Annotated in this window: 26 protein-coding genes; 8 read left to right on the top strand and 18 right to left on the bottom strand. The window is 32.3% G+C overall.

The features are described from left to right. The first annotated feature begins 181 nt into the window (after positions 1-181). From mutL to O9267_RS13645, 4 genes are read left to right on the top strand one after another with little or no spacing between them, the layout of a single operon-like run. Entirely contained in the window at positions 182-2,038 is a 1,857-nt protein-coding gene (gene mutL / locus O9267_RS13630) for a DNA mismatch repair endonuclease MutL (RefSeq protein ID WP_298180497.1), read from the top strand. After that, positions 2,035-2,847, top strand: coding sequence for a rhomboid family intramembrane serine protease (locus O9267_RS13635; protein ID WP_298180499.1), 813 nt, complete (start codon positions 2,035-2,037; stop codon positions 2,845-2,847). Before mutL ends, O9267_RS13635 begins: the two co-directional genes overlap by 4 nt. Then, the gene (locus O9267_RS13640) at positions 2,847-3,731 is read left to right on the top strand and encodes a rhomboid family intramembrane serine protease (protein WP_298180500.1); all 885 of its coding nucleotides are present in this window, start codon (positions 2,847-2,849) and stop codon (positions 3,729-3,731) included. Before O9267_RS13635 ends, O9267_RS13640 begins: the two co-directional genes overlap by 1 nt. A 30-nt stretch (positions 3,732-3,761) precedes the next feature. Beyond that, positions 3,762-4,817 (top strand): endonuclease/exonuclease/phosphatase family protein, encoded by a 1,056-nt coding sequence (locus O9267_RS13645; RefSeq protein WP_298180502.1) that lies wholly within the window; start codon positions 3,762-3,764, stop codon positions 4,815-4,817. A gap of 1 nt (position 4,818) precedes the next feature. Here the strand turns inward: O9267_RS13645 and O9267_RS13650 are convergent, their stop codons facing one another. The 10 genes from O9267_RS13650 to O9267_RS13695 form a co-directional block, all read right to left on the bottom strand. Further along, positions 4,819-5,433 (bottom strand): WbqC family protein, encoded by a 615-nt coding sequence (locus tag O9267_RS13650; protein ID WP_298180504.1) that lies wholly within the window; start codon positions 5,431-5,433, stop codon positions 4,819-4,821. A 69-nt stretch (positions 5,434-5,502) separates the two neighbouring features. Next, the gene (lepB, locus tag O9267_RS13655; RefSeq protein WP_298180506.1) at positions 5,503-7,083 is read right to left on the bottom strand and encodes a signal peptidase I; all 1,581 of its coding nucleotides are present in this window, start codon (positions 7,081-7,083) and stop codon (positions 5,503-5,505) included. Positions 7,084-7,145: 62 nt separating this feature from the next. Further along, positions 7,146-7,850 carry a 4-hydroxy-tetrahydrodipicolinate reductase gene (gene dapB, locus O9267_RS13660; RefSeq protein ID WP_298180508.1) on the bottom strand — a complete coding sequence of 235 codons (705 nt, stop codon included), beginning with the start codon at positions 7,848-7,850 and terminating at the stop codon, positions 7,146-7,148. Further along, a complete protein-coding gene (locus O9267_RS13665; RefSeq protein ID WP_298180509.1) occupies positions 7,850-8,407 on the bottom strand; it encodes a DUF5683 domain-containing protein in 558 nt (185 codons plus the stop codon). Before O9267_RS13665 ends, dapB begins: the two co-directional genes overlap by 1 nt. Beyond that, positions 8,407-9,306 carry a ParB/RepB/Spo0J family partition protein gene (locus O9267_RS13670; RefSeq protein WP_298180511.1) on the bottom strand — a complete coding sequence of 300 codons (900 nt, stop codon included), beginning with the start codon at positions 9,304-9,306 and terminating at the stop codon, positions 8,407-8,409. Before O9267_RS13670 ends, O9267_RS13665 begins: the two co-directional genes overlap by 1 nt. A 6-nt stretch (positions 9,307-9,312) precedes the next feature. Further along, positions 9,313-10,077, bottom strand: a complete 765-nt coding sequence (locus O9267_RS13675; protein WP_298180513.1) for an AAA family ATPase — start codon at positions 10,075-10,077, stop codon at positions 9,313-9,315. Positions 10,078-10,325: 248 nt separating this feature from the next. Beyond that, positions 10,326-11,207, bottom strand: coding sequence for an SDR family oxidoreductase (locus tag O9267_RS13680; RefSeq protein ID WP_298180516.1), 882 nt, complete (start codon positions 11,205-11,207; stop codon positions 10,326-10,328). A gap of 115 nt (positions 11,208-11,322) precedes the next feature. Further along, on the bottom strand, positions 11,323-12,279 hold the full coding sequence (locus O9267_RS13685; RefSeq protein WP_298180518.1) for a T9SS type A sorting domain-containing protein: 957 nt from the start codon (positions 12,277-12,279) through the stop codon (positions 11,323-11,325). A gap of 135 nt (positions 12,280-12,414) precedes the next feature. Then, a complete protein-coding gene (locus O9267_RS13690) occupies positions 12,415-14,025 on the bottom strand; it encodes a hypothetical protein (protein WP_298180520.1) in 1,611 nt (536 codons plus the stop codon). 81 nt (positions 14,026-14,106) lie between these two features. Beyond that, positions 14,107-15,201 carry a hypothetical protein gene (locus O9267_RS13695; protein ID WP_298180522.1) on the bottom strand — a complete coding sequence of 365 codons (1,095 nt, stop codon included), beginning with the start codon at positions 15,199-15,201 and terminating at the stop codon, positions 14,107-14,109. Positions 15,202-15,322: 121 nt separating this feature from the next. Here O9267_RS13695 and O9267_RS13700 point away from each other — a divergent pair, with 121 nt between their 5' ends. After that, a complete protein-coding gene (locus O9267_RS13700; protein ID WP_298180524.1) occupies positions 15,323-15,916 on the top strand; it encodes a 2OG-Fe(II) oxygenase in 594 nt (197 codons plus the stop codon). Positions 15,917-15,920: 4 nt separating this feature from the next. Here the strand turns inward: O9267_RS13700 and O9267_RS13705 are convergent, their stop codons facing one another. The 8 genes from O9267_RS13705 to O9267_RS13740 all read right to left on the bottom strand — a co-directional run bounded on the left by O9267_RS13705 (position 15,921) and on the right by O9267_RS13740 (position 23,929). After that, positions 15,921-16,541 (bottom strand): DEAD/DEAH box helicase, encoded by a 621-nt coding sequence (locus O9267_RS13705; RefSeq protein WP_298180526.1) that lies wholly within the window; start codon positions 16,539-16,541, stop codon positions 15,921-15,923. Between the two features lie 83 nt (positions 16,542-16,624). Further along, the gene (locus O9267_RS13710; RefSeq protein WP_298180528.1) at positions 16,625-17,788 is read right to left on the bottom strand and encodes a sigma-54 dependent transcriptional regulator; all 1,164 of its coding nucleotides are present in this window, start codon (positions 17,786-17,788) and stop codon (positions 16,625-16,627) included. Positions 17,789-17,967: 179 nt separating this feature from the next. Then, positions 17,968-19,275: an ABC transporter permease gene (locus tag O9267_RS13715; protein WP_298180530.1), complete on the bottom strand. Its 1,308-nt coding sequence runs from the start codon at positions 19,273-19,275 to the stop codon at positions 17,968-17,970. Between the two features lie 56 nt (positions 19,276-19,331). Then, positions 19,332-20,252 carry an ATP-binding cassette domain-containing protein gene (locus tag O9267_RS13720; protein WP_298180532.1) on the bottom strand — a complete coding sequence of 307 codons (921 nt, stop codon included), beginning with the start codon at positions 20,250-20,252 and terminating at the stop codon, positions 19,332-19,334. A gap of 239 nt (positions 20,253-20,491) precedes the next feature. Further along, on the bottom strand, positions 20,492-21,607 hold the full coding sequence (dnaJ, locus tag O9267_RS13725) for a molecular chaperone DnaJ (RefSeq protein WP_298180534.1): 1,116 nt from the start codon (positions 21,605-21,607) through the stop codon (positions 20,492-20,494). Between the two features lie 43 nt (positions 21,608-21,650). Beyond that, positions 21,651-22,235, bottom strand: a complete 585-nt coding sequence (locus O9267_RS13730; RefSeq protein WP_298180536.1) for a nucleotide exchange factor GrpE — start codon at positions 22,233-22,235, stop codon at positions 21,651-21,653. A 255-nt stretch (positions 22,236-22,490) separates the two neighbouring features. Continuing rightward, the gene (locus tag O9267_RS13735) at positions 22,491-23,396 is read right to left on the bottom strand and encodes a TIGR01777 family oxidoreductase (RefSeq protein WP_298180538.1); all 906 of its coding nucleotides are present in this window, start codon (positions 23,394-23,396) and stop codon (positions 22,491-22,493) included. 80 nt (positions 23,397-23,476) lie between these two features. Next, on the bottom strand, positions 23,477-23,929 hold the full coding sequence (locus O9267_RS13740; RefSeq protein WP_298180541.1) for a DUF4442 domain-containing protein: 453 nt from the start codon (positions 23,927-23,929) through the stop codon (positions 23,477-23,479). Between the two features lie 193 nt (positions 23,930-24,122). On the opposite strand from O9267_RS13740, the gene O9267_RS13745 reads away from it, so the two are divergent. The 3 genes from O9267_RS13745 to O9267_RS13755 all read left to right on the top strand — a co-directional run bounded on the left by O9267_RS13745 (position 24,123) and on the right by O9267_RS13755 (position 26,786). Continuing rightward, entirely contained in the window at positions 24,123-24,578 is a 456-nt protein-coding gene (locus O9267_RS13745) for a DUF4870 domain-containing protein (protein ID WP_298180543.1), read from the top strand. Positions 24,579-24,645: 67 nt separating this feature from the next. Beyond that, positions 24,646-24,975, top strand: a complete 330-nt coding sequence (locus O9267_RS13750) for a PadR family transcriptional regulator (RefSeq protein ID WP_298180546.1) — start codon at positions 24,646-24,648, stop codon at positions 24,973-24,975. Between the two features lie 5 nt (positions 24,976-24,980). Beyond that, the gene (locus O9267_RS13755) at positions 24,981-26,786 is read left to right on the top strand and encodes a PspC domain-containing protein (RefSeq protein WP_298180548.1); all 1,806 of its coding nucleotides are present in this window, start codon (positions 24,981-24,983) and stop codon (positions 26,784-26,786) included.

A 26,786-nucleotide genomic window follows, 5' to 3' on the forward strand; every position in this document is an offset into this window, starting at 1 on the left:
TATTTATAACTCAAAAACTTATTCTAAATCGAATAGGTTTTTGTTTTTTTTAGGAAGTTGTTAACTAGTTAAACCAATAGTTTTTGCTTAAATTTGCTAATTCGTATTTTTTACGATTTAAACAATTGTAAAGTTTGATGAGATTCCTACTGAATGACAAAACTGAATAACAAATAATTTAATGTCGAGCATAATTCAATTACTTCCCGATCATGTTGCCAATCAGATTGCTGCTGGTGAAGTGGTGCAACGTCCTGCTTCGGTAGTAAAAGAACTACTTGAAAACGCAGTCGATGCCAAAGCAACCGATATCAAACTGATTATAAAAGACGCAGGAAAATCGTTGGTGCAAGTAATAGACAATGGTGTTGGAATGAACATTACCGATGCTAGAATGTGCTTTGAACGTCATGCTACTTCAAAAATTCGTCAAGCGGAAGATTTATTTTCATTGCATACTAAAGGTTTTCGTGGTGAAGCACTGGCTTCTATTGCAGCGATTGCTCATGTAGAAATGAAAACCCGACAAGATCAAGAAGAACTTGGTACACATATCATCATCGAAGGAAGCAAATTTGTTTCTCAAGAACCTTCAGTTTTGCCAAAAGGCACTTCATTTTCTGTAAAGAATTTATTTTTTAATATTCCTGCGCGACGTAATTTCTTGAAATCAGAAACGGTAGAATTTAGACATATTGTTGATGAATTTCAACGTGTGGTCTTGGCGCATCCCAACATTCACTTTACTTTTTATCATAATGGAAGCGAAATGTTCAACTTGCCTCAATCCAATTTGAGACAAAGAATTGTGACTATTTTTGCAGGAAAAACAAATGAAAAACTAGTTCCATGCAATGAAGAAACCGATATTTTGAAGGTAACTGGATTTGTTGGAAAACCTGAATATGCCAAGAAAAGTCGTAGCGAACAATTCTTTTTTGTGAATAATAGATTTATCAAAAGCGGTTATTTGCATCATGCTGTTATGGCTGCTTATGAAGGAATTTTGCCTGTTGGTGCACAACCAAGTTATTTTCTTTACTTAGATGTTCCGCCAAATACAATTGACATCAATATTCATCCGACAAAAACTGAAATTAAGTTTGACGATGAACAAGCTTTATATGCCATTTTACGCTCTACAATCAAACATAGTTTAGGACAATTTAATGTGGTTCCGGCTTTAGATTTTGATAGAGATTCCAATTTGGACACACCTTATGATTTTAAAGACAAAGAAGCTTCTACACCAACAATTCAAGTTGATAGAAGCTACAATCCTTTTTCTAATGATAAGCCAAACAAAACCTACACGCCACCCTATTATCCAAAAAAAGAAGCAAGTTGGGAAAGTTTGTATATTGGAACCAATCAAGCTTCTGAAATAGAAATTGATGCTACTTCGATAGTGAATTTTGAAAATGACGAAGAAATTACCGCATCCTTATTTGATGAAAATAACGAAGAAAAACAAGGCAACAGAACCTATCAAATACATAGAAAATACATTGTAAACCCAATAAAATCGGGAATGGTAATTGTAAATCAACACCGAGCACATCAACGTATTTTGTACGAACAATTTCTGACCAACATGACGGTTCATCAGGCTTGCAGTCAGCAATTATTGTTTCCCTTAAATTTATATTTTTCAACAGCCGAATTAGAATTAATTGAAGAATTAAAACAATCGTTGGTTAATACTGGTTTTGTTTTTGAAGAAACCACACAAGAATATATCGTTCTTTCAGGTTTACCGGCCAATGTTTCTGAAAAAGAAGCATCATTGGTTTTAGAACATTTAATTAGCGATTTACAAGATGGAATTCCTGAAAATAGCTTTAGTCAAAATGATACGATTGCAAGATCAATGGCGAAAAGTTTGGCTATAAAAACAGGTACATTCTTGACTGAAAAAGAGCAAGAAAATTTAGTCAACGGACTTTTTGCTTGCAAAGAACCTAATACTACTCCATTTCAAAAACCAACTTTCATCACAATGCGTGTGGAAGATATAGACAGAAAATTTACTTTATGATGAATATCACACCAGTTGTCAAACAACTTTTGATTATAAATATTATCTTTTTTATTGGTTCACAATTAGTGCCAGTTTCTTACGATCTTTTTTCGCTTTTTTATCCTGAAAGTGACAAATTCAGATTTTGGCAACTGATAACACATATGTTTATGCACGCCAAAATGCCAAATTTGATGCATTTAGCGTTTAACATGTTTGCCTTATATTCATTTGGATCGACTTTAGAACATTTTTGGGGTGGTAAAAAATTCTTGTTTTTTTATATTTCATGTGGACTAGGAGCAGCTTTGTTGCATATGGGTGTTAATTATTATGAAGTGCATTCTTTGTTAGGAACAATTTCAGAACTAAAATTTACTAACGCAGAGTTACATACTTTATTAAATACTGATTACAGAGAAGTTTTTGATGCTAATAATCAAATGGTTGCTGGGAAAGTTAAAGAAATTTTAGAAAGAGTTAATTGCAATCAAGAGCAATTTAATCAATTACAAAATGTGGTTATGAATTATCAATCTTCTGCGGTTGGAGCTTCTGGTGCAATTTATGGTTTATTGACAGCTTTTGCCTTTATGTTTCCAAGTGCTCAATTAGGTTTGATGTTTATACCTGTTCCAATAAAAGCTAAATATTTTGTGCCTGGAATCTTAGCAGTCGACTTATTCTTAGGTTTAAAAGGAAGTTCTATTTTTGGAGCTGGAAGCACTGGAGTTGCTCATTTTGCGCATCTTGGCGGTGCCTTAACAGGTTTTATTATGATGTGGTATTGGAAAAAAAATCAATTTAACAAAAATCGATGGAACTAATGAGTAGCATTCTAGATGATCTAAAATTGCAATTCAAAATGGGTGATGTTGCTACCAAATTAATTTTTTGGAACATCATCTTATTTGCTATTCCTACTATTGTCTTTTCAATTTTGAAATTATTCAATATTAATATTGATTTTCTATCTTACGTAAGTTTATCATCCAATCCGCATAACCTTTTAACTAAGCCTTGGTCCATAATTTCATATGCTTTTTTTCATGCTGGAATTCTACATATTTTGTTTAATTTACTAATGTTGAATTTTGCTGGAAGAATTTTTTCTACCTTTTTTACACAAAAACAGTTTCTAAGTTTATACCTTGTAAGTGCCATTTTTGCTGGAATTCTATACATAGTCTCGTATATGATTTTCCCAGCACTCATTAATAGCTCTTCTGTTTTGATTGGTGCTTCTGGAGCTGTAATGGCAATTTTGGCTGCAACTGCAACCTATCAACCTATGATGGAACTAAGATTGTTTCTATTTGGAACTGTAAAACTTGTATATGTTGTTCTTATTTTCTTGTTTATCGATTTGATTCAGTTGCCAATTAACAATACTGGCGGTCATATTGCCCATTTAGGTGGCGCACTTTTTGGTTATATTTATATCAAACAATTGCAAAAAGGAACAGATATTACAGCTTGGTTTACAAAAATTTTAGATTCGTTAGCCGTTTTATTTGGAACAAAAAAGAAAACGCCTTTCAAAAAAGTGCATGTAAATCTGAAGAAAACGGTTGTGAAAACGGAAAGCAAAATTGTAACTAAAGACAAAACACAACAACAAATAGATGAAATTTTAGATAAAATAAGTCAATCTGGTTATGATGCTTTGACCAAAGAAGAAAAAGAATTTTTATTCAAAGCCGGAAAGTAGTATTTTTGTAACTATCTGTAAGAACTAATAATGCGATTAACTCGAAACCTTTCTTGGTTTAATAGAATCCTATTCTTTTTCAATATAGTTTTGACTATAGTGACTTTTCTTGCATATGTTTTACCTTTTTTAGCACCAAAATTATTTCCGCTTTTATCCGTATTAACACTTGTTTTACCATTATTTTTGATTTTGAATGCGTTGTTTTTTATCTATTGGTTACTACAATTGAAAAAACAAATCATCTTATCTGGTTTAGTGCTTTTGGCAGGAATAACTTTTATCAATAAATTCTACAAATTTTCATCTCTTGATGTTGAAAAAACCGAAAACGACTTTGTTGTGATGAGTTATAATGTTCGTTTGCTTAATCTTTTCAAATGGATTGATAGTGATAGCGTTCCGTATCGAATTTTGGAATTTATCAACGAGAAAAATCCTGATATTTTGTGTATTCAAGAATATTCAGAAACGGCTGGAATTGATTTGAAAGTCTATCCGCATAAATACGTATATGTGCAAGGCGATAAAATTAAAACTAGTCAAGCAATTTTTTCAAAATTCCCGATAATAAATGAAGGAAACATTGTGTTTCCAAATTCGAATAATAATGCCATTTTTGCTGATATTAAAAAAGGAAAAGACATTATTCGCGTTTATAATATTCATTTACAATCCATCAAAATTTCTCCAGATGTTAATGAGTTATCTGAAAACATTGATGGTATCAATCAAGAAAAATCACAAATGGTTTTGAAGCGAATTAGTGCTGCTTTTACCAAACAACAGCAACAAGCAGAAATTATAAAAAATCACAAAAGTGAGTGTGAATATCCAATCATTATTTGTGGTGATATGAATAATAGTGCTTTTTCTTATGTTTATAGAAGTATCAAAGGAAACTTGCACGACACATTTGAAGAAGCTGGAAAAGGATTTGGAAAAACCTATAATTTCAAATATTATCCAGCACGAATTGACTATATTTTTGCCGATTCAAACATAAAGGTAAAAAGTTTTGAAAGCTTCCCAGAATTTCAAAATTCAGATCATTTTCCAATTATGACTAGGCTTTCGATTGAGTAAACTACAACACCTGTTTTTTCAAATAATCTAAAGCGTATCGTCCTTCATTGAAAAGCAAATCTAGAATACTTAAGTTATTTAAAAAGCCGTGTTTATCGCCAAAAACTTGTGTGTAACTTTCAAAAGTAGCAGTGTCTTTTTTTCCGTTAGCTAATATTCGCAAGTCTTTAAAATCCGTTACTTCGTGGAAATATTCAGTGGTTTTACTGTATTCCAATTTCATTTTGAGACATTTGGCAACCATTTCCATCGATTCCAAATTCAAATCCATTAGGAAAGTGTGCTTCTTTGTGAAAATTGGATAGATTTCGTCTTCAAAATACTCAAAAAAAGGAGATGTTCTGTAAGCCGCTTCTAATGATTTGAAGTGTTGTTTTTGCCAATCAAAAGCTGTTTCAAGTTTTACATCTTTTGTTCGTTGATGTGCTTCTTTGGAGTGTTTTATGGGAATATTTAACAACTGAATTCCGTTTGGACTATAAATGTACATTCGGTTACGATTGGTTTGTTTCTGAAAGTTGTCTTCCATTTCAAACGTAATACTATCAGCTTGTGACATAGCAACAAAATGACTAATAGACGGGAAATAAGTTGGATGTATTAATAAATTATTCATTATTTCTGTTTAGAAGTTTATGAGTTTAAAAGTTTAGAAGTTATTATGCTAAACCTTTAAACTCTTAAACTATTCTACATTTTTTGCTTTTCTTTTTTTCCAAAAATATTCACCCACAAAATATAAAGCCAATAAACCTAAGAAATATTTGAAATACGAGTTAGGTTGACCATCGCCACTTACAAAAGTAAACATACGTTCCCAACGAATTTTGTTTAATCCTTTTCCGTTAGTATCCCAACTCATCCAAATGAAAACTGGTTTTCCAACTACGTGATCTTCTGGCGTATATCCAAAATAACGAGCATCTAATGAATTATGACGGTTGTCTCCCATCATCCAATAATAGTTTTGTTTAAAAGTATAACTCGTCGCTTTTTTATCATTTATATAAATAGCATCACCAACAACTTTCAAAGTGTTTCCTTCATATTCAGTGATAATGATTTTATACATTGGAAGCGTTTGCTTGTTCAACGCAACTGTTTTTCCTGCTTGTGGAATATATATTGGTCCGTAATTATCACCGCTCCAATTGTTAGTAACAGAAGGTTTTCCGTCTTTAAAATCAGGAAAAACACCATCTTCTGGACCTTTGTGAATAACTCTTGTTACCGAAGTAATTCCAGGAACGTCTTTTAATCTTTTAGCACTTTCAAAAGTTAAAGCAGCAATAAAAATTGTATCTCTAGTTTCTGCATTTTTGAAGCCCGCACCATCGGTAGAATTCAAATCTTTCAAAAGATATTCAAAATCGATTGGCGTTTTTCCGTCGTAACCAACTTCATAAGAATACTGCGGTTTTGCTCTTTCTGGCAAAATCAATTCTTTTCCATTTATAAAAACAATTCCGTCTTTAATTTGCAAACTATCACCCGGAATTCCGACACAACGTTTTACGTAATTTGTCTTTTTATCTCTTGGTTTGTCAATTCTAACTGCCGATGGATGATACATGTGGTCTAAGGTATCTCTCGGCCAATTGAAAACTACAATATCATTATTTTTAATTTTTTCAAATCCTGGAAATCTAAAATAAGGTAATTGTGGAAAACTAGTATAGGACAATCTTCCTGCAAGCGGAATTGAATCATGAACCATTGGCAAAGCAACAGTTGTCATTGGCGTTCTTGGTCCATAGTTTACCTTACTAACAAAAAGAAAGTCACCTATTAACAATGATTTTTCTAACGAAGAAGATGGAATTGTAAAAGGTTGCATCACATAAGTATGCACCAAAGTTGCAACAACAATTGCGAATAATAACGAACTTACTGTATCTGCTGTTTTGTTTGTTGGTGTTAAACTTCTATCAGAAATATAGTTTAACGGTTGTGTATAATTGACATAATAAATATAAAAACCAAAAGTTACAACTGCCAGAAAAGTATCTAAAGTTGAGTTTTTACCAAAACTTCTCAAGGTTTCAACCCAAACAACTGGAAACATAATCAAGTTGATGACAGGAACAAAGAGCAAAAATGTCCACCAAGTTGGTCGGTTGATGATTTTCATCAAAACTATTGCATTATAAATTGGAATTGCGGCTTCCCAACGTTTTCTTCCAGCAGCTTCATAAATTTTCCAAGTTCCAACAAAATGAATTACTTGAACAATTAAAAACAATACAAACCATTGATATAGTGTCATGTTACTTTTAGATTTTAGATATTAAATATATAATTTATATATGTATAATTTTTTTGAAAATGTTACACTATTTGCAACACATCTTTCATTGTAAATATTCCTTGTTTGTTCACAATCCACTCAGCGGCTATAATTGCTCCGAAAGCAAAACCTTCGCGATTGTGGGCTGTGTGTTTAATTTCAATAGTGTCAACATCAGAATTATAAAAAACAGAATGCGTTCCTGGCACATTTTCTATTCTTTTGGCATCGATATATAATTGATTTTCCTCTCTATTTTTGTCTAATGTCCAGCTTGTGTAATCAGAATTTTCGATTATTCCTTTTGCTAATGAAATAGCTGTTCCACTTGGAGCATCGAGTTTTTGAGTGTGATGAATTTCTTCTAATTCAACTTTATATTGATTGAACTTTGACATCATTTTGGCCAAATTTTCATTCAATTGAAAAAACAAATTTACGCCTAAACTGAAATTGGAACCATATAAAAATGCCCCATTTTTTTCTTGACAAAGCGAAACTATTTTTGGATATTCTTCCAACCAACCTGTAGTTCCAGAAATAACTGGAATTCCGCTAGTTAAACATTCTGAAATATTGTCAACAGCAACACTTGGCAAACTAAAATCTATGGCAACATCGGCGCTTTTTAATCCGTCAAAAGTAGTGGTGCTAGTTTTTTTCAAAACAACTTTATGCCCTCGTTCTAATAGGATTCTTTCGATAATTTTTCCCATTTTTCCGTAACCTAAAAGTGCTACTTTCATTAGAATCGATAATTTAGTGTTAAACCAATATTTTGTTGTGAAGTAAAATCAGATGGGTAAATTTCGGGACGAAGTGACAAATTATCATCAACATTAAATTGCTTTAAATGCGCATCAACATTAGCATCCACAATATTTAAAGCATACAAAGCTACTGTTACTAAAAGCGAAATATCACGGTTTCTTTGATATGATTTTTGAGCATTTATCAAAGTTGCATCCGAATATTTATCGTATTTGGCATCAGGAATATTTGCAATTCTTCTTTTGTAAACATCTCTAAATTCGTGGTATTTACTGTTATTCCATGCGTAAATTCCAATACCGCTTCCGATTGCTCCATAAACAATTGGAATTTTCCAATACTTTTTGTTGTAAGCTTGCCCTAATCCTGGCAAAACAGCCGAATAAAAAGCGGCTCTAGCTGGCGCCAATGGGTCGATTTGTGATTTTTTTGAACTAATAGTATCTTTTATTTTCAGTTCTGTTTCTTGGGCAAAACCAATCGCATTTCCCAAAAAGAAAACGACTAAAAGTATATGTAAAAATCTAATCACTAACCTTTTATAAGTTTAATAATTCTATTAAAATCTTCTTCTGAATGAAATGGGATGGTGATTTTTCCTTTTCCATTTCCAGCTATTTTTACATCAACTTTTGCTCCAAAATAAGTTGCAATTGCTTTTTGTTCATCAGTAGAAACTTCAAATGTAGAAGATTTAGCAGTTTTTTCTGCTTTTGGTTTTAGACTATCTTGGTAATTTTTAACCAATGTTTCTGTTTCACGAACAGATAGATTTTGGCTAACAATTTTTTGATAAATATCTGCTTGAGCATCATGATCTTCAATTGTGATTATAGCACGACCGTGACCCATACTTATAAAACCATCACGAATTCCAGTTTGAATAATTGGATCTAATTTCAATAATCTCAAATAGTTAGCAATTGTAGAACGCTTCTTACCTACTCGTTCACTCATTTGCTCTTGTGTCAATTGAATTTCGTCCATCAAACGTTGGTAAGATAAAGCAATTTCAATTGGGTCTAAATCGTGACGTTGAATATTTTCAACCAAAGCCATTACTAATGATTCGTTGTCATTAGCAATACGAATATAAGCAGGAACTACTTGTAAACCAGCTATTTTAGAAGCACGCAAACGACGTTCTCCCGAAATTAATTGGTATTTATTAAAATCTAACTTTCTAACAGTAATGGGTTGAATTACACCCAATTCTCTAATAGAAATTGCTAATTCTTTTAAAGATTCTTCATTGAAATTACTACGAGGTTGAAACGGATTTATTTCAATTGCATCAATTTCAAGCTCGATTATATTTCCAACAACTTTATCTGCATTTTTGTCGTCAACAGATTTTATATCATTTTCTGGATCTTTCAAAAGTGCCGATAAACCTCTACCTAATGCTTGTTTTTTTACTGCTTGTGCCATAAATCACTAACTGTTTTTCTTGATAATTTCTTGTGCTAAATTCAAATAATTGGTAGCACCTTTACTTGTTGCGTCAAAATTGATGATGCTTTCGCCAAAACTTGGTGCTTCACTCAATTTTACATTACGTTGAATAATTGTTTCAAAAACCATGTCGTTGAAATGTTTTTGAACTTCTTCAACCACTTGATTAGACAAACGTAAACGTGAATCGAACATGGTTAATAACAGACCTTCGATGTCTAAACTTGGATTGTGTATTTTTTGAACACTTTTGATGGTGTTTAATAATTTTCCTAAACCTTCTAAAGCAAAATATTCACATTGAATTGGAATTACAACTGAATCAGCTGCTGTCAATGCATTCAAGGTTAGCAAACCTAATGATGGTGCGCAATCAATTAGAATATAATCATAATCGTCTTTGATACTTTCTAAAGCTTGCTTCAACATATACTCGCGATTTTCCTTGTCAACCAATTCGATTTCGATGGCAACAAGATCAATATGAGCTGGAATCACATCAACATTTGGTGAAGTTGACGAAATAATTGCTTCTTTTGGAGTATTGCTGTGTTCTAGAATTTGATATGTTCCAATTTCAACACTTTCCACATCTATTCCAAGCCCTGAACTTGCATTAGCCTGTGGATCGGCATCGATTAGTAATACTTTTTTTTCTAAAACTCCTAATGAAGCTGCGAGATTGATAGACGTTGTTGTTTTACCAACACCGCCTTTTTGATTAGCAATTGCTATGATTTTACCCATTTACTTTATAAAAATTTTGAGTGGTAAAAATACAACTATTTATGGGTTTTGAAAATGTATTTTGTTAACAATCTTGTAATTTTTAGTTTTCAGTTGTCAGTTATCAGTTAACAACGATTGAGAATTAGTTAAAAGCAATGAGTTACAAAAAAAGTCAGATAGAAAAATTCCATCTGACTTGCAAAATATTAAGTAAAAATACTAACTGTATAAAAAATGAGATTCCTCCTGAATAACAAAATAAAGGATTATTTACTTCCTTTATTTTTAATCATAGCCTCAAGCATATCCCACATTTCTTGTGGAATTTTTTCTAAAATATTGAATTGACCTGCGCCTTGTAACCATTCACCACCATCGATTGTTACTACTTCGCCGTTTATATAAGCAGAAAAATCTGAAACTAAATATGCTGCTAAATTGGCTAACTCTTGATGGTCACCTACTCTTCTTAGAGGCACTTTTTTGGACATATCGAATTTTTCGGCTAAATCGCCAGGTAATAATCTATCCCAAGCACCTTTGGTTGGAAATGGTCCTGGAGCAATGGCATTCATTCTGATTCCGTATTTTGCCCATTCTACAGCTAAACTTCTTGTCATGGCTAAAACACCAGCTTTAGCGGTCGCACTTGGCACAACATAACCCGAACCTGTCCATGCATAAGTTGTAACAATATTCAGCACATTACAATTGGTTTGTTTGGTTTCTATCCAATGTTTTCCGAAGGCTAATGTACAGTTTTTACTTCCTTTTAGAACAATATCGATAATAGTATCAAATGCATTTGCTGAAAGTCTTTCGGTTGGTGAAATGAAATTTCCAGCTGCATTGTTTAGTAAAACATCTACTTTTCCGAAATTTTTCAAAACCTCAGCAAGCATTGCTTCTACTTGATCATAATGACGAACATCGCATTGAATTGGTAAACATTTTCCGTTAGTTTGCGCTTCTAATTCGGATGCAGTTGTTTTTAATTTTTCTAAATCGCGTGAAGTTATGGCAACTTTCGCGCCTAATTCAAGGAAATATTTGGTCATTGCTTTTCCTAATCCGCTACCGCCACCAGTAACTACTATTACTTTGTCTGCCAAAGCATTATCACGAAGCATTTTTGCTGAAAAATCCATATTTTATAGTTTTGATTGGGTAAATATAGTAAAATAATTTAGTATGCGTGCATATAAATAAAAACTGGTTTGAAATTTAACATTTCAAACCAGTTTCAGCAATTTAATTAACAAACTATTCTTTTATAAACTTCCCAACAAAATTTTCAGATTTTACTAGATACATTCCAGAAGAAAGTTGACTAACATCAATTTTTGCATCATTATCAGTTAAATTCAATGAAGCTTTTTGCACAATTTTGCCTTCAGCATTTACAATATTGAAATCATACTTTCCATTCGCAACTTTGCTTCCTTTTTGGATATTAATTTCATTATGGGCAACCGTTGGATAAATTAAAAACTGAAAAGCTTGATTCATAACAGTTCCCAAAGTCATATTATTTATAAAAACATCATCAACAATTAGCGTGCTTCCTAAAGTTGGTGTAGAACCTTCTTTTGCCATTGAAAAAGAAAGACTCATGAAAGTAGGTGTATTTGTAGAAGTCAAATTTACTGGTGCGTACACATAATCAAAACCAGAACTAACACCTGAAATGGGAACAGATACTTTCCCGACAGAATTTAGTTCACTATCAAAAAGTTCAAGAGTAGCTTCGGCAATATCGTTCCCTAATGGCAAAAATTTATAATAAAACCCTAAGTTATAACCATAATAAGAATTGAAAAGGCTAGCGTTAAAAGGAACAAAACTAGTATTAATATCGTAGTTTCCACCAGGAGGAAAGTTTTGAGTTACATCTTCAAAAAGAACAGCTCCACCTACAATCATTTCGTTTTGAGTAACATTAAAAGCATTAGCCATTTCCATAGCATATTGACCAGAATGGCAGTTGCCAAAATTAGAGTAACACAAACTAGGAACATAACCACTATATTGAATTTCATCAGATGTTGTTTGTCCAGTTCCGGTATCAATTCCAACATTATATGAAAAATTTTTTCCCCAATTGCTTACTAAAAAATTATCTTTCAAATTTTCAAAACTTCCATTTATGACTTGCGCATTCATATTTGTAACAGAAACAAATACTAAAAACATTTTCAGAGTTAAAGTAATTTTTTTCATAATTATTGGATTTAAGATTTCTATATTCGTTTTTTAATTATTGACAATTCAAAAGTAAACATATAATTTTAAAAAGCTATTTTTAATAGGTTGACAAAAGGTAAACATCATGCAAAAACTTGTAAATCAAAGAATTTAAATTGAAAGTATGAATTCAGTCAAATTATCTTCGGTTGACAAATCTAATTTTTTTCGCAATCGATGACGAGCTGTTTTGACACTATCGGGCGAAATATTCAAAATAGAAGCCATTTCTTTTATTGAAAGATTCAATTTTATCAAAGCACATATTTTCAAATCGTTTGAACTTATTTTGGGATAATTCTGTTTCAATTTGGTGTAAAAATTTTTGTTTATACTTTCAAAATATTTATCAAAATCGTTCCAATTGCTATCTTGCGCAAAATGACTATTTACGATACGTGACAATTGTTCACCTGAAGTTGCTTCTTTTTTCCGAGTAATTTCCTTTATTTCTTCAAGCAATTCGTTTTTTTGCAACATTTGCAATGTGATGGCACTTAATTGGCTTTCTTTATGTTCAAGATCATTTTGAAATTGAATTTCTTTTAACCTTTTTTGTTCTTCGAGCGCAATAAATAATTCTTCTTTGGTTTTCAATAATTGTTTGTCGCGTTTATTAATTCTTTTTAGAAAAAAATAAAGAAAGGAAAACACAACCAACAAAAGCAAAACCAACATAATCAGTAAAATATTCGTCAATCGTGAAACTTCTTTTTCTTTTGAAATCAATTCTAATTTTCGATCTTTTTCGGACACTTCAAATTGAACTTCGAGGTTTTTGACAATTTGCTCTCTTTCTAATGAATAATAATTGTCTTTAATTTTTAAAATCTCACTTTGTAACTGACTAATTTGCTTAAAATCATTTTGTTTTTTTGCCAAAACTATCAATGCTTCAAGTGATTTAATCTCGAAAGTTTTATCTGTTAGCGATTTTGAAATTATTTTAGCTTGATTGAATAATTTTTCTGCTTCGGAAGAATTGTTTTCAAAATCTATAAACCAATTACCTTTTGCTATTGAAGATAAAACTTGCGCTTGTTTATTTTCGGTTTTTTGAGCAATTAAAGATGCTTTTTGATAGAATTCAAAACTAGTTTCTTTGTTACCTTTTCTTTTTTCAATGTTCCCTTTTTTGATGTAAATTGTTGGCAAATAGGCATTATTTTTATTCTTTTCAAATTCAATCAAAGCTTTATTAAAAAAATAATCAGACGAATCTATCTTTTTTTGAATCTCATATAGTGCACCTAAGCTGTTATAGGCCAAGCCTAATGTTCCAGTCACATCTTTTGAGCCTTCAAAATTTGTAATAACTTCTCTACTCAAGCGAATCGCTTCAGAATACTTTTTTTGGCGGCTATAAATGGTACTTATTAATTGCAAACATCTACTACGCCCATTTTTGGCGATTTCAGGAAAAGTCGGTTCCAGTTTTTTATATTCACTTAATGATTGGGTTACATAACGCAAACCATTTTCGGAACTTGAACCATAAGAACAAATTCCTAAATATAAAAGTGCCTCCGCTTTGTCTTCGGTATTTTTATCTTTTTGAGCTTTTTCGAAAGCTTGCCAGAAACAGTTGAAAGCTTCATTTTCATCATCTCTAACCAAAGCAGCCCAACCTTTTTGCAACAAAGGGTTATCTGATGGCGAAGCCAAACTAACTTCTGCTAACAGTAAAAAAAGGAAAATGAAAATGTTTCTTAAAAAATTCATATTTCAAAAATAGAACTTTTTATTGGTAAACCTCAAAAATTAAAGGTGTACAAATGGTAAACAGTTTTGGCTGAGGAGATTTTATTCGCAAGCAGGCAAAGAATTTATCCATTGTTCTACCAACTGAATTCCTTCTTGATGAACAATAGTTCTTCCTAAACGCGGCATTCTATTAAAAGATAAATCGGTATTCATGCTAAAATAAATATAAGATCCTGTAATGTTACCAGGATTTACCAACTTTCCACGTGGAAAACCAGGAATTGCAGTTAATGCTGAAACACAGACCCCCATTTTGGTAGGATTTACAGTTTCATTAAATGATAATCTCAATTGAGTTACATAGGCAGCATTACCACCATCTTGATGACAATGAGCACAATTAATATCAAAATAGGAACGAACTCTCAAATCTAAACTTTTGGAAGTATCATCATAATTGACAACGGAAACAATAGTAGCTGGTAGATTATTTTCTAAATAACCAAAGTCAATTAATTTTTGCAATTGATTTTTGGTTCCATTAACATAACTGAAATCACTATTCAAACTTTGAGGCTTTATGCCTATTGGAATTACAACTTGATTATTTGAATGACACGTTAAACATTGATTTGGCGCAGGAATTTGATAATCAATATTTTGAATGATGTTGTTACTATCTTTCCAAGAAATTGGAATAGTGCTTCCGGCATTTTGAAGAGTAGCTTCTGTTTGTTCATCATTCCATACATATTCAGCAAAAATCCAACCTGTAGATTTACGAATCATAACTCGTGTTTCAATTATTTTGGTGGAATTGGTTGGTTGAACATTATTGTAGTAAAAAGTTTTAATCAAAGCAGCACCAACTGGTAAATTCAAGTTTTCAGAATCACTACTGTAGGTAGCCTTTGTTCCTTCTGGCATCCATAAAAATCTATTTTTCTCAGCATAGTCAGTAAATAATTCACTAGTAGGTTCGTACGGAATTACGCCATAAGATGGCTTTTGGTCTTTAATACTTCCTTGAAAAAACTTATAATCTGATAATTTAGGATACGGAACGTTTTCAAGATTAAGTATTACAGGAGTTTTTTCTACTGAAACATATTCCGTTTCTTCTGAATCACCACAAGAAAAGAGTGTTATTAATAGAATGAAGTTGAAAATTAGAGCTAAACTTTTATTTTTCACTTTGAAAATTACATTTAAAAAACAAATATATTAAAAAACTTCATTCCAAATATTTTAAAATCATCCTATTACTAAATCTTATTAGACTACCTTGCAATACTTGTCTAATCAAGTTATTAAAATGGAAAATAATTTTGAGGACTTGATAGCCAGTTTTATTGCGAATAAAGTTGGTGTTTCGGAGAATTTTTTAAGCGAAACTTTGTGTGATAATTTAAAGGCAAATTTAATAGCTTTAGATAGTGAAAGTAGCATGAAAACCGCAGGTGTCGGTAATGATGGACACATGCTTTATGATAATTTAATACGAAATGACAAGATTTATTGGCTCGACAAAAAGCACAACAATTCTTTTGAAAATGAATTTTTTGAAAAAATTGAAGAATTTATTTCTTACCTCAACCAAAGTTGCTATACCAATATAAAGAGTTATGAATTTCACTATTCTTTATACGAAAAAGGAAGTTTTTACCGGAAACATTTAGATCAATTTCAGGATGATGCCAAGCGACAATATTCAATGATAAGTTATTTGAATGCTGATTGGCAAAAAAAAGATGGTGGTGAATTGCTTATTTATGAAGACAAAAATAATCATACCATAAATCCTACGCAAGGCAAAACGGTCTTTTTTAAAAGTGACGAATTACTTCATGAAGTTTTGACAACAAATGAAAAAAGAATGAGCATTACTGGTTGGCTAAAACGCGGATAATCATTTATTCATCGTCTTCCATTTCGAAAAATAATGGTTCAATCATTATGTTGTTAGCCAAAGATTCAACGCGTTCGGTTATGGTGTTGCAAAAGAAAATTCGTTGGGTTTTTTCAATACTTTGTGACAAACGCAGAATTACAGCATCCATTCTTAATCGCATTAAAATTTCTGTGTCATCGACTACAAACATTTTAATAGTGTTAATATTAAATCCGGCAGAAGAGAAAAGTGTATTGACACGAGCTGGTGTTCCGATAAGAACATCTAATCCCATTGAAATAACATTTTTGTCGTAATCAATGTCGCCCTTGTCATGAACACCTAGAATACTCAAGTCGGTATAAGTTCCCAGTTTCAAAAAAAGTTCTTCCATTTCGAGGACTCTTTCTTTGTTTTCAACAATGATTAAAGCACGAGTACTTTCACCTTGCGTTTTTTCTAATCGTTGAATGACATTAAGCACAATCGTAGTCGATTTTCCTGTTTTTTCACCCGATTGAATAACGGCATCCGCACCACTTTTGATAGTAGAAAACGTTTCTTGTTGCATTTCGTTAGCTTCCGTTAATCCGTTTTCGATTAGTGCTTTTTGAAGGTTTGGGTTTATTTTTTTTAATTGCATTTTGTTAGTTGTCGGTTGTCGGTTGTCGGTTGTCGGTTTTCAGTTCTTTTTAATTAGACTAATAAGTGACTTCAGACAACATTTTATTTACTTGCGAATAGTTTTACGTCTGTTTCTGATATTTCGTTACCACCCAGAATTATTAGTCGTTCGACAACGTTTCTTAGTTCGCGGATATTTCCTGTCCAGTCGTATTCTTGTAATAATTTGATAGCATCTTTTGAAAACACCTTTGTTGCATTTCCTTGCTCTTCAGCTATTTTTATGGCAAAATGTTCTAATAATAATGGAATATCTTCTCTACGATCATTTAGCGATGGAACTTTTATAAGAATTACTGCCAAACGATGGTACAAATCTTCTCTGAATCGTCCTTCTTCAATTTCTTTTTTAAGATCTTTGTTGGTTGCAGCTACAACTCTAACATTTACTTTGATATCCTTGTCGGCACCAACACGTTGAATCAGACTTTCTTGCAAAGCACGTAATACTTTGGCTTGTGCTGCCAAACTCATATCGCCTATTTCATCTAAGAAAATAGTTCCGCCATCGGCTGCTTCGAACTTTCCTGCACGGTCTTTTACGGCTGATGTAAATGCACCTTTTATATGTCCGAATAATTCGCTTTCTATCAATTCAGATGGAATTGCGGCACAGTTTACTTCAATAATTGGAAAGTTGGCTCGCTCGCTTTTTTCGTGCAATTGATGCGCAACAAGTTCTTTTCCTGTTCCGTTTGGTCCAGTAATTAATACTCTTGCATCGGTTTGCGCCACTTTTTCGATTATGGCTTTTATGTGATTGATAGGTTCTGAATTGCCTATCATTTCGTAGTTTTTGCTAACTTTTTTCTTTAGAATTTTGTTTTCAACTACGAGTTGTTTTTTGTCTAAAGCGTTGCGAACGGTGTTTAATAGTCGATTTAAATCGGGTGGTTTTGAAATATAATCGAATGCACCTAGACGCATAGTATTGATAGCGGTTTCCATATCGCCGTGACCAGAAATCATTACGATTGGAATTTCGGGTTTTATTTTTTTTACGGCTTCTAGAAGTTCTTCGCCATCCATTTTGGGCATTTTGATGTCGCAAAGCACCAAATCGTAATCGGTGTTTTTTATTTTTTCGAAACCTTGTGCTCCGTCTTCGGCTTCTTCAACTTGATAGGTATCGCTTTCTTCGGAAAGTATTTTGGTTAATACTCTACGAATGGCAGCTTCGTCTTCTATGATTAGTATTTTTGACATGCTTTTTTATTTAACCGCAAAGTTCGCAAAGTTTTTCGCAAAGTTCGCAAAAATTCAAAATTGTTTTATTAATAGCCCTGATTGGAATAAATATCCTTTTTCTTTTTTTATTTAAAAAAGAAAAAGATATTGTGGAAAGCAGGAATTGCCATCACTGATAAAGCCCGAGCCATTCGCTCCTAATATTTAAGCCATTTGTATAATTCTTTCCAGGTTGGTTTTTTGCCGTACATTAGGATTCCGACGCGGTAGATTTTGGATGCAAACCATACAACTCCGAGAAATGTTCCGAAAAGTAACGTTACCGAAATGGCGATTTGCCACCAAGGCACACCAAATGGAATTCGCATAAGCATGACGATTGGCGATGTAAGCGGAATCATGGAAAATACGGTTGCTACGGTTCCGTGTGGATCGTTGATTACGGTAAAAAAACCGATGTAGACACCTAGTATCAAAGGCATTATTATAGGTAAAAGAAATTGTTGCGAATCGGTTTCGTTATCGACAGCTGCACCAATTGCCGCGTAAAATGAACTATATAGAAAATAGCCACCGACGAAATAAATAATGAAACCTAAAGCTATTGAAAGTAAAGGAAGATTTAAAATTTCTTTGAGATACATTTGAAAATCGCCACCCATTTCTTTTTGTGCCATTGCCATTGCTTCTTGCGATTGACTTGCAGATGCTGCACCCATTTGAACCCCGAAAACAGATGTCATGATAAACATGGCAGCAACTCCTAGAATTGCCCATATTAGAAATTGCAAAATTCCAGCCATTGAAGTTCCTATGATTTTACCCATCATCAATTGAAAAGGTTTGACAGAAGAAATAATGACTTCGATAATTCTTGACGTTTTTTCTTCGATAACGCTTCTCATTACCATGTTTCCGTAGATAACGATGAACATCATGATAAGGTATCCGAAAGCACCACCAATGGCAATTTTTATTTCATTAAGACCTTTTAGCGCTTCTTCACCTGATGCTTTTGTTAAATTTATGGAAACAGCTGCTTTGGCATTGCTAATTTTTAGAGTATCTAAACCTTGTGCAAGGAAATTCTCGTCTGTTATTTTTTTGGAAATAACATCTTCTAATTTTTCGACAAACATTACACTTGGACTATCATTAGAAACGTATTGAATGCCCTTTTGCAAACTTTCGTTATTGGCTGCTTTTGGTATGATTAACAAACCTTCGTAGCTTTCTTTTACGATACTATCTTTTAAAATCTTGGTATCGACAGAAGATAAATCGAGGTATTTGTATTCTTCATCGCTTTTGAATTGGCTAACAAATTTGCCTGTTTCGTCATGAATGGCAATGGTTTTCATGTCGGCTTTCATTGAACTAAGATACCCGACAAAAGCTCCAATTCCGACAAAGAGTAATGGACTTAAAAATGTCATTACGATGAATGATTTATTGCGAACTTTGGCAATAAATTCTCTTTTTATTATTAGTAGTAGTTTAGACATATTTAGAATTTACTTATGAGCACTTCGACTGCGCTCAGTGTGACAACAAAAAATTACTATTCGGTAACTGTTTTTATAAAAATATCGTTTACACTTGGAATTTTTTCTACAAAATGGGTAACTTGTCCGCGTTGTATTAATGTATTTAAAAGTTCGCTTGAAGTAGCGTTTCCAAGGTTGATTTCGAGCTTTAATTCGTCGTTTAGCGATTTGAAATCGGTTTGTGACAGTGTGAATTTTTGACTCAAATCGTACATCAAACCTTCTACATTATTGGTTAGAATTCCCACTTCAAAACTATTGGTACGAAATTGCTTTTTTACATCAGTCAATTTTCCTTCGATTAGTTTATTTGATTTGTGAATTAGCGCAATATGGTCGCACATTTCTTCTACACTTTCCATTCGGTGTGTTGAGAAAATGATAGAAGTTCCTTGTTTGTTGAGTTCGATGATTTCGTCTTTTATCAAATTGGCATTTACAGGATCGAATCCAGAAAACGGTTCGTCGAGAATAAGCAATTTTGGTTTGTGCAAAACGGTTACAACAAACTGAATTTTTTGTGCCATTCCTTTAGAAAGTTCTTGGATTTTTTTGTTCCACCAACCTTGAATCTCTAGTCTGTCGAACCAATATTTTAGTTGAATTTTGGCATCTTCTTTAGACAATCCTTTTAGTTGAGCCAAGTACAAACATTGCTCACCAACTTTCATTGATTTGTATAAACCACGTTCTTCTGGCATATAACCAATATACTGAACATCATCAGGTTGCAATAGTTTTCCATCAAGTAAAACTTCACCACTATCAGGCATTGTAATTTGGTTGATAATACGAATTAGCGATGTTTTTCCGGCACCATTTGGTCCTAATAATCCGTAAATACTTCCTTGAGGAATAGAAAGCGAAACTTCGTTGAGAGCAGTATAATCTCCGTATTTTTTGACAACTTTGTTTACTTCGAGAATGTTATTCATAAAAATTAAATTTCAATGGCAATGACAATAGCAATTTACAAAAGTTTGGCAATTGAATTTGATTTTTGACATTGACTTTTGTTATTGCAATTGCATTTTGTAAAAGTATAGAATTAGTAGTAAACTTTGTTTATTTGTTACAAAAAAACCCACCCTTATTTGCACAAGGATGGGAAAAAAAATTGCTTATCTGATTACTTATCAATAAAGCATTAATCAAATATAGCTATTTATATGGTTTATGAAAACATATCTTTTACTTTTTCAAAGAAAGATTTATCGCTTTTCTCTGGATTTGGAGTAAAATTGATGTCTCCGAGATTTTTTTCAAAAAATTGTTTTTGTTCTTTACTAAGATTTTTTGGCGTCCAAACGTTTACATGAACTAATAAATCTCCACTTCCGTAACTGTTGATACTTGGGATTCCTTTTCCTTTGAGTCTCAAAATTTTTCCAGATTGAATTCCTTCCTCCAGTTTGATTCTAACTTTACCGTTGATGGCTTCAATATCTTTTGAAACACCTAAAACCGCTTCTGATAAACTTATGTACAAATCGTAATGAAGATTTTCGCCTTCACGTTTAAGAAATTCATGCTCTAATTCTTCGATAGCGACAATTAAATCTCCAGGAATACTGTTGTTTCCTGGTGCATCGTTTCCTTTGTTAGAAACTTTAAGTTGCATACCATCTACAACACCTGCTGGAATTTTTATTGAAACTGTTTCATCTTCTAAAATCATTCCTTGTGAATCGGCATTGGCAGGTTTTTTGTCCATGATTTGACCCGAACCACCACAAGTTGGACATGTTGAGGCAGATTGCATTCTACCCAAAATAGTATTGGTAACACGCATCACTTGCCCTTGACCATTACAAGTGGAACAAGTTTTATAGGTAACACCTTGCGCTTGAACTTTACGTTTAACTTTTACTTTTTTCTCAACACCATTGGCAATTTCTTCTAAAGTCAATTTAACTTTAATACGAAGATTACTCCCTTTTACACGACGTTGACCGCCTCCGCCACCAAATCCGCCACCGCCAAATGCACTGCCAAAAATATCACCAAACTGACTGAAAATATCGTCCATATTCATGCCGCCGTGACCACCACCAAATCCGCCGCCGCCATCAAATGCCTGATGACCATATTGATCGTATTTAGCCTTTTTTTGAGGGTCACTTAGGACTTCATAAGCTTCTGCTGCTTTTTTGAAATTCTCTTCTGCTGCAGCGTCACCCGGATTTTTATCAGGATGAAACTCGATAGCTTTCTTGCGATAGGCTTTCTTTATTTCAGCTTCGGATGCATTTTTGGAAATACCTAATATTTCGTAAAAATCTTTTTTCATTTTATCTTTATATTGTTTTGTAGAGACAAGTCATGAATTGTCTCTACATTCCTACTACTACTTTTGGAAAACGAATTATTTTATCGCCTAATTTGTATCCTTTTTCAAGAACATCTACAATTTTTCCTTTCAAATCATCAGTTGGTGCTGGAATTTGGGTAATTGCTTCCGCAAAATCAGCATTGAATGCATCACCTACTCTAACTTCAATTTGCTCTAAACCTTTAGAAACCAATGTTCCTTTTAATTTTTCATAAATTAGTTCAACACCTTTTAGTAAAAGTTCGTCCTCTGACTTAGAAATTTCAATCATCGCTCTGTCAAAATCGTCCATAACTGGCAACATGGCTTGCAAAACTTCTTGATTGGCAGTTTTAAACAAATCGATACGTTCTTTAGAAGTACGTTTTTTATAATTTTCAAACTCAGCAAAAAGTCGTAAAAATTTATCTTTTTCGGTAGATAATTCTTCTTGCAATTGTTGTTCAAGAGTTAACTCGGTAGCTGCTTCAACCTCATTTACAATGTTTTCTGAAGTTTTTTCTTCAACAATTGGTTCATTTTCTGGATTTTCAGTATTCATTGTATCTTCTTGTTTTTTATTCTTAAAAATATTTTTAATGTTCATAATCGTATGATTTCAAAACTTTAAAATCAAATTATTTGCCATTTTTGAATTTATGTCAAATTGTCACAATTCTGGCTTCAAATCTAAGCTTATATTAAAAATAAAAAAATTAGCAAAATTTTAAGACTATATCGATTTCGAGTTTAGTACATTTGGAATAATAAAGTTCTTTTTAAAAGGTTGGGCTTTATAACTTTTCCAATTATTAATTCGATCCGATACATAAAAAACTCCAGCAAATACTGGAGTTTTTTTTTATTTTAGAATATCATTCAAAGCCTTTTCTGCTGTATCAAATTCAAATTTGAATCCGAGTTGGAGTGCTCTTTTAGGAATTATAGTTTTATTTTGAAAGAGTAATATGTGCATTTCGCCCAAAATCAATTTCATTACAAATTGTGGAATATTGGGTAAAATTAAAGGTTTCTTTAAAATTCTGGCAATCGTCTTGGTCAATTCCTGATTTGAAATTGGGTTTGGAGCTACTGCATTTAGAATACCTTCGGTTTGATTTATAATGGCAAAATAATACAAATTGACCAAATCTTGAATATGAATCCATGATTGAACTTGTTTTCCTGAACCGAAACCCGAACCTACACCAAATTTAATTGGCTTTACCATTTCGGCAAGTGCGCCACCTTTGGCTGAAAAAACAATTCCAGTGCGAAGAACAGTGGTTTTGATTGATAATAATTGGAATTGATTAGCACTTTCCTCCCATTTTACCACCAAATTACTCAAAAAACTATCTTCAATTTCGGGAGAATTTTCATCGTATACTTTCGAAAAACTATCAGGATAAATAGCCGTTCCAGAAGCTGATATAAATTGTTTCACTTGATTTTGGGATTTTTTTACCAATCCGAAAAGCAAATGAGCCGACAATAATCGGCTTTCAATTAATTCTTGTTTATAGTTGTTTGTCCATTTTTTTGATATTGATGCTCCTGCCAAATGTACAATAACATCAACACCTTCAATGCAATTCTCATCGATGGTTCCGTCTTGTGGATTCCAATAAAATCCTTTATAGTTGTTTTTATTTGCAATTTTAGAAATTGAAGTTGTCAAATAATTAACGGAATGATCGTTTTTCAATAGCTTTTCCGTCAATTCTGAGCCGATAAGTCCTGTTGCGCCTGTGATTAAAACTTTCATTTTGTTATTTTTATTCAAATTTACGAAGACAAAATCTGAATATTTCGTTAATTGTTATGGGTTTAACTTTTGTTTAGAAACTATTTAACACGAACTGTCCATTCAAAATCCATTTCGGAAACTTGTTCACCTTTTTGGTTGGTTCCTATTGATTTCATCCATACGGTTTGTCCTTCGCCAGTTGCAATAGTTTTCTGGATAGCTTCTTCTACCAACTTGCCATCGTGGCAAACAAAAGTGATTCTACCTGTTGCTTTTTTGGTATAATTTCCCTTGTTATTGGCAACCAGCATCGAAATATTTCTACCAGAAGCTTTTATTTTGGATAATACTAATGCGCCTGTTGTGAGTTCGGCCGCCATTGCTTGCACTGCAAAATACATCGATTTAAAAGGGTTTTGATTGAACCATCTGTGCTTAACAGAAACTACGCATTGCTCCTCGTCTATTGCTTTAAGTCGTACACCTGACCAAAAAGCAGAAGGTAATTTGAAAAACAAAAAGGTATTATATTTTAAAGTTGAATTACTCATGAAGTATTGATTTTGCTGTAAAAATACACATTTATTTGTTAGTATTCACTTCATAGTAAATGTTAATTTTTTGTTAATATTTACTACTATGCAAAACAAGATACTAGTTTTTAGCCTTATCTTTGTATAAGAAATTAATAGTCTATCTATAGTATTAAATAAAATCATCACTAATCAAAACAAAAAAATAATCATGACATCAAACGAAAAAAACACATCAGCCCTAATCCATTTGAGTACATTATCTCAATATATTATTCCATTTGGAGGTTTTATTTTTCCTATTATAATATGGAGTTCTAAAAAAAATGATTCTGAATTTATCGATGCAAACGGAAAACAAGCATTGAACTTTCAACTAAGTATGTTTTTGTATACTTTACTTTTATTGTTAGTTTCAATTCCAACTTTAATTTACTTAGCTATAAAAAATGTAAGTTTTAGTGCGAATCATTTTGATTCTGGAAATTTTAAAATTGAAGATTTAAGTAATGAAAATTTCACAACTTTTATAATTATTGCAGCTATCGCTTTTGGCTTATTTATATTTTCAAAAATAAGCGAATTCATTTTGGTGATTATTGCAGGTGTAAAAGCATCGAATGGCGAATCGTATAAATATCCTTTGACTATTAATTTCTTTAAATAATTTCAATCATCAATTTAATCATCAATCAAAAAACGAATGTTAATCACAAAAAATTAAAAAACACATTATGAACATCGAAAACACAAAAGCGCAAATGCGAAAAGGAGTTTTGGAGTTCTGCATCTTATCTGTATTAAAAGAAAAAGAAGCCTATACCTCTGAAATTTTAGATACCTTGAAAAACGCAAAATTGCTTGTAGTTGAGGGAACAGTTTATCCGCTACTAACAAGACTAAAAAATGACGGCTTACTCAACTATCGTTGGGAAGAATCAACATCGGGACCACCAAGAAAATATTATGGACTAACCGAATTAGGAAAAACTTTTTTAAATGAATTAAATGGTACATGGACAGAATTGTCGGATGCCGTAAACATTATAACCATTCAAAACTAACAATCATGAACAAAACAGTAAATATTAATATAGGTGGATTATTTTTCAATGTAGATGAAAATGCATTCCAAAAGTTATCTAGATATTTAGATGCTATAAAACGTTCGCTATCTAACTCTTCTGGGCAAGACGAAATCATGAAAGATATCGAAATGCGAATTGCAGAATTGTTAGAAGAAAAACAAAAATCTGATAAACATGTTGTTAGCTTAAAAGACGTTGACGAAGTAGTTTTAGTAATGGGACAACCAGAAGATTACCGAATAGACGACGAAGGTGAAGAACCAAGAAAAACAACTTATACTTCTTCAACATCAAGAACTTCAAAAAAATTATATCGTGATAAAGAAAAAGGGATGATTGGTGGAGTTTGTACAGGATTAGGTCACTACTTTGGTGTAGACGCTGTTTGGATTAAAATTTTGTTCTTAGTATTTGTTTTCGCAGGTTTCGGAACTGGAATTTTGGCTTACTTTATCCTTTGGGTTGTTACGCCAGAAGCTATCACAACTAGCGAAAAACTAGAAATGACGGGAGAACCAGTAACCATTTCGAATATAGAGAAAAAAGTGAGAGAAGAATTTGATAGTGTTTCAGAAAAATTCAAAAACGTAGATCAAAAAGTACGTGAAGAATACGAAAACATGTCTGAGAAATTCAAAAACGCTAATCCTGATTTGGCCAACAAATTTACATCGGGTGCCAATAGAGTTGGTAAAAATTTTGGTGATGTTTTAGTTACTATTTTCGGAGCTTTCGCTAAAGTTTTGGGTGCTATAATTGTAATGTTTGCCTCTTTTTCATTGTTAGCTTTTTGTATTGCTTGTATTGTTTTAATGTTTTCTGCTAATATGCCTGAAAATTATATTCTAAATCATGTAACAACACCAATTGGCTTAGAAACACCGCTTTGGATTCAAGGAATTTTATACTTGTTGGTTTTTGGTATTCCATTATTCTTTTTACTTATTTTAGGTTTAAAATTATTGATAACCAACTTAAAATCAATAGGAAATATTGCTAAATACAGTTTGCTTGCTATTTGGATTATTGCATTAGGAATCTTAATTTCATTAGGAATTAACGAAGCAACACAATTAGCATTCGAAGGAAAATCGGTTGAAAAACAAACCATTACTATGTCGCCACAAGACACACTTTATGTAAAATTCAAAAGCAATGATTTTTATTCAAAAGATGTTGATGATCGCGAAGATTTCAGATTGACACAAGACGAAAAAGGAAACGAAGTAGTGTATTCAACTAATATTTCAATCGAGTTTTTACCAACAGATGAAAAGCTTCCTTATTTGCAAATTGAAAAACTAGCAAAAGGCAAAACCGCTTCTGAAGCAAAAGAAAGAGCAGAAAAAATCAATTATGGTTTCAAAATTGAAGGAAATAAATTAATTTTAGACAATTATCTTTTACACAATGTAAAAAACAGATTTAGAGCGCAACAAGTTGTATTATTTGTTTATGTACCAAAAGGAACTATTATCAAACCAGACTACAGCGTTCAAGAATATGACGAATCAGATAATGAATTTTTCAACTTGCATTACAGTTCAGACGACTACATTTATAAAGTAGGTGACAAACAAATAAAATGTCTAAACTGCCCAGCTGATGAAAATGAATACAATGATGTAGATTCAGAAATAATGACAGAAGACATCAATGTTACCAACGAAAATGATTCTATAAAAGAGATTTCATTGAAAATAAACGGCAAAGAAGTTATTCAAACCAAAAAAGGTAAACCTGGTTTAGAAATCAATGAAAATGGTATAATCGTTAAAACCAACTAA

This window comes from Flavobacterium sp. (assembly GCF_027531705.1).
In the GTDB taxonomy this organism is placed as follows: Bacteria; Bacteroidota; Bacteroidia; order Flavobacteriales; family Flavobacteriaceae; genus Flavobacterium.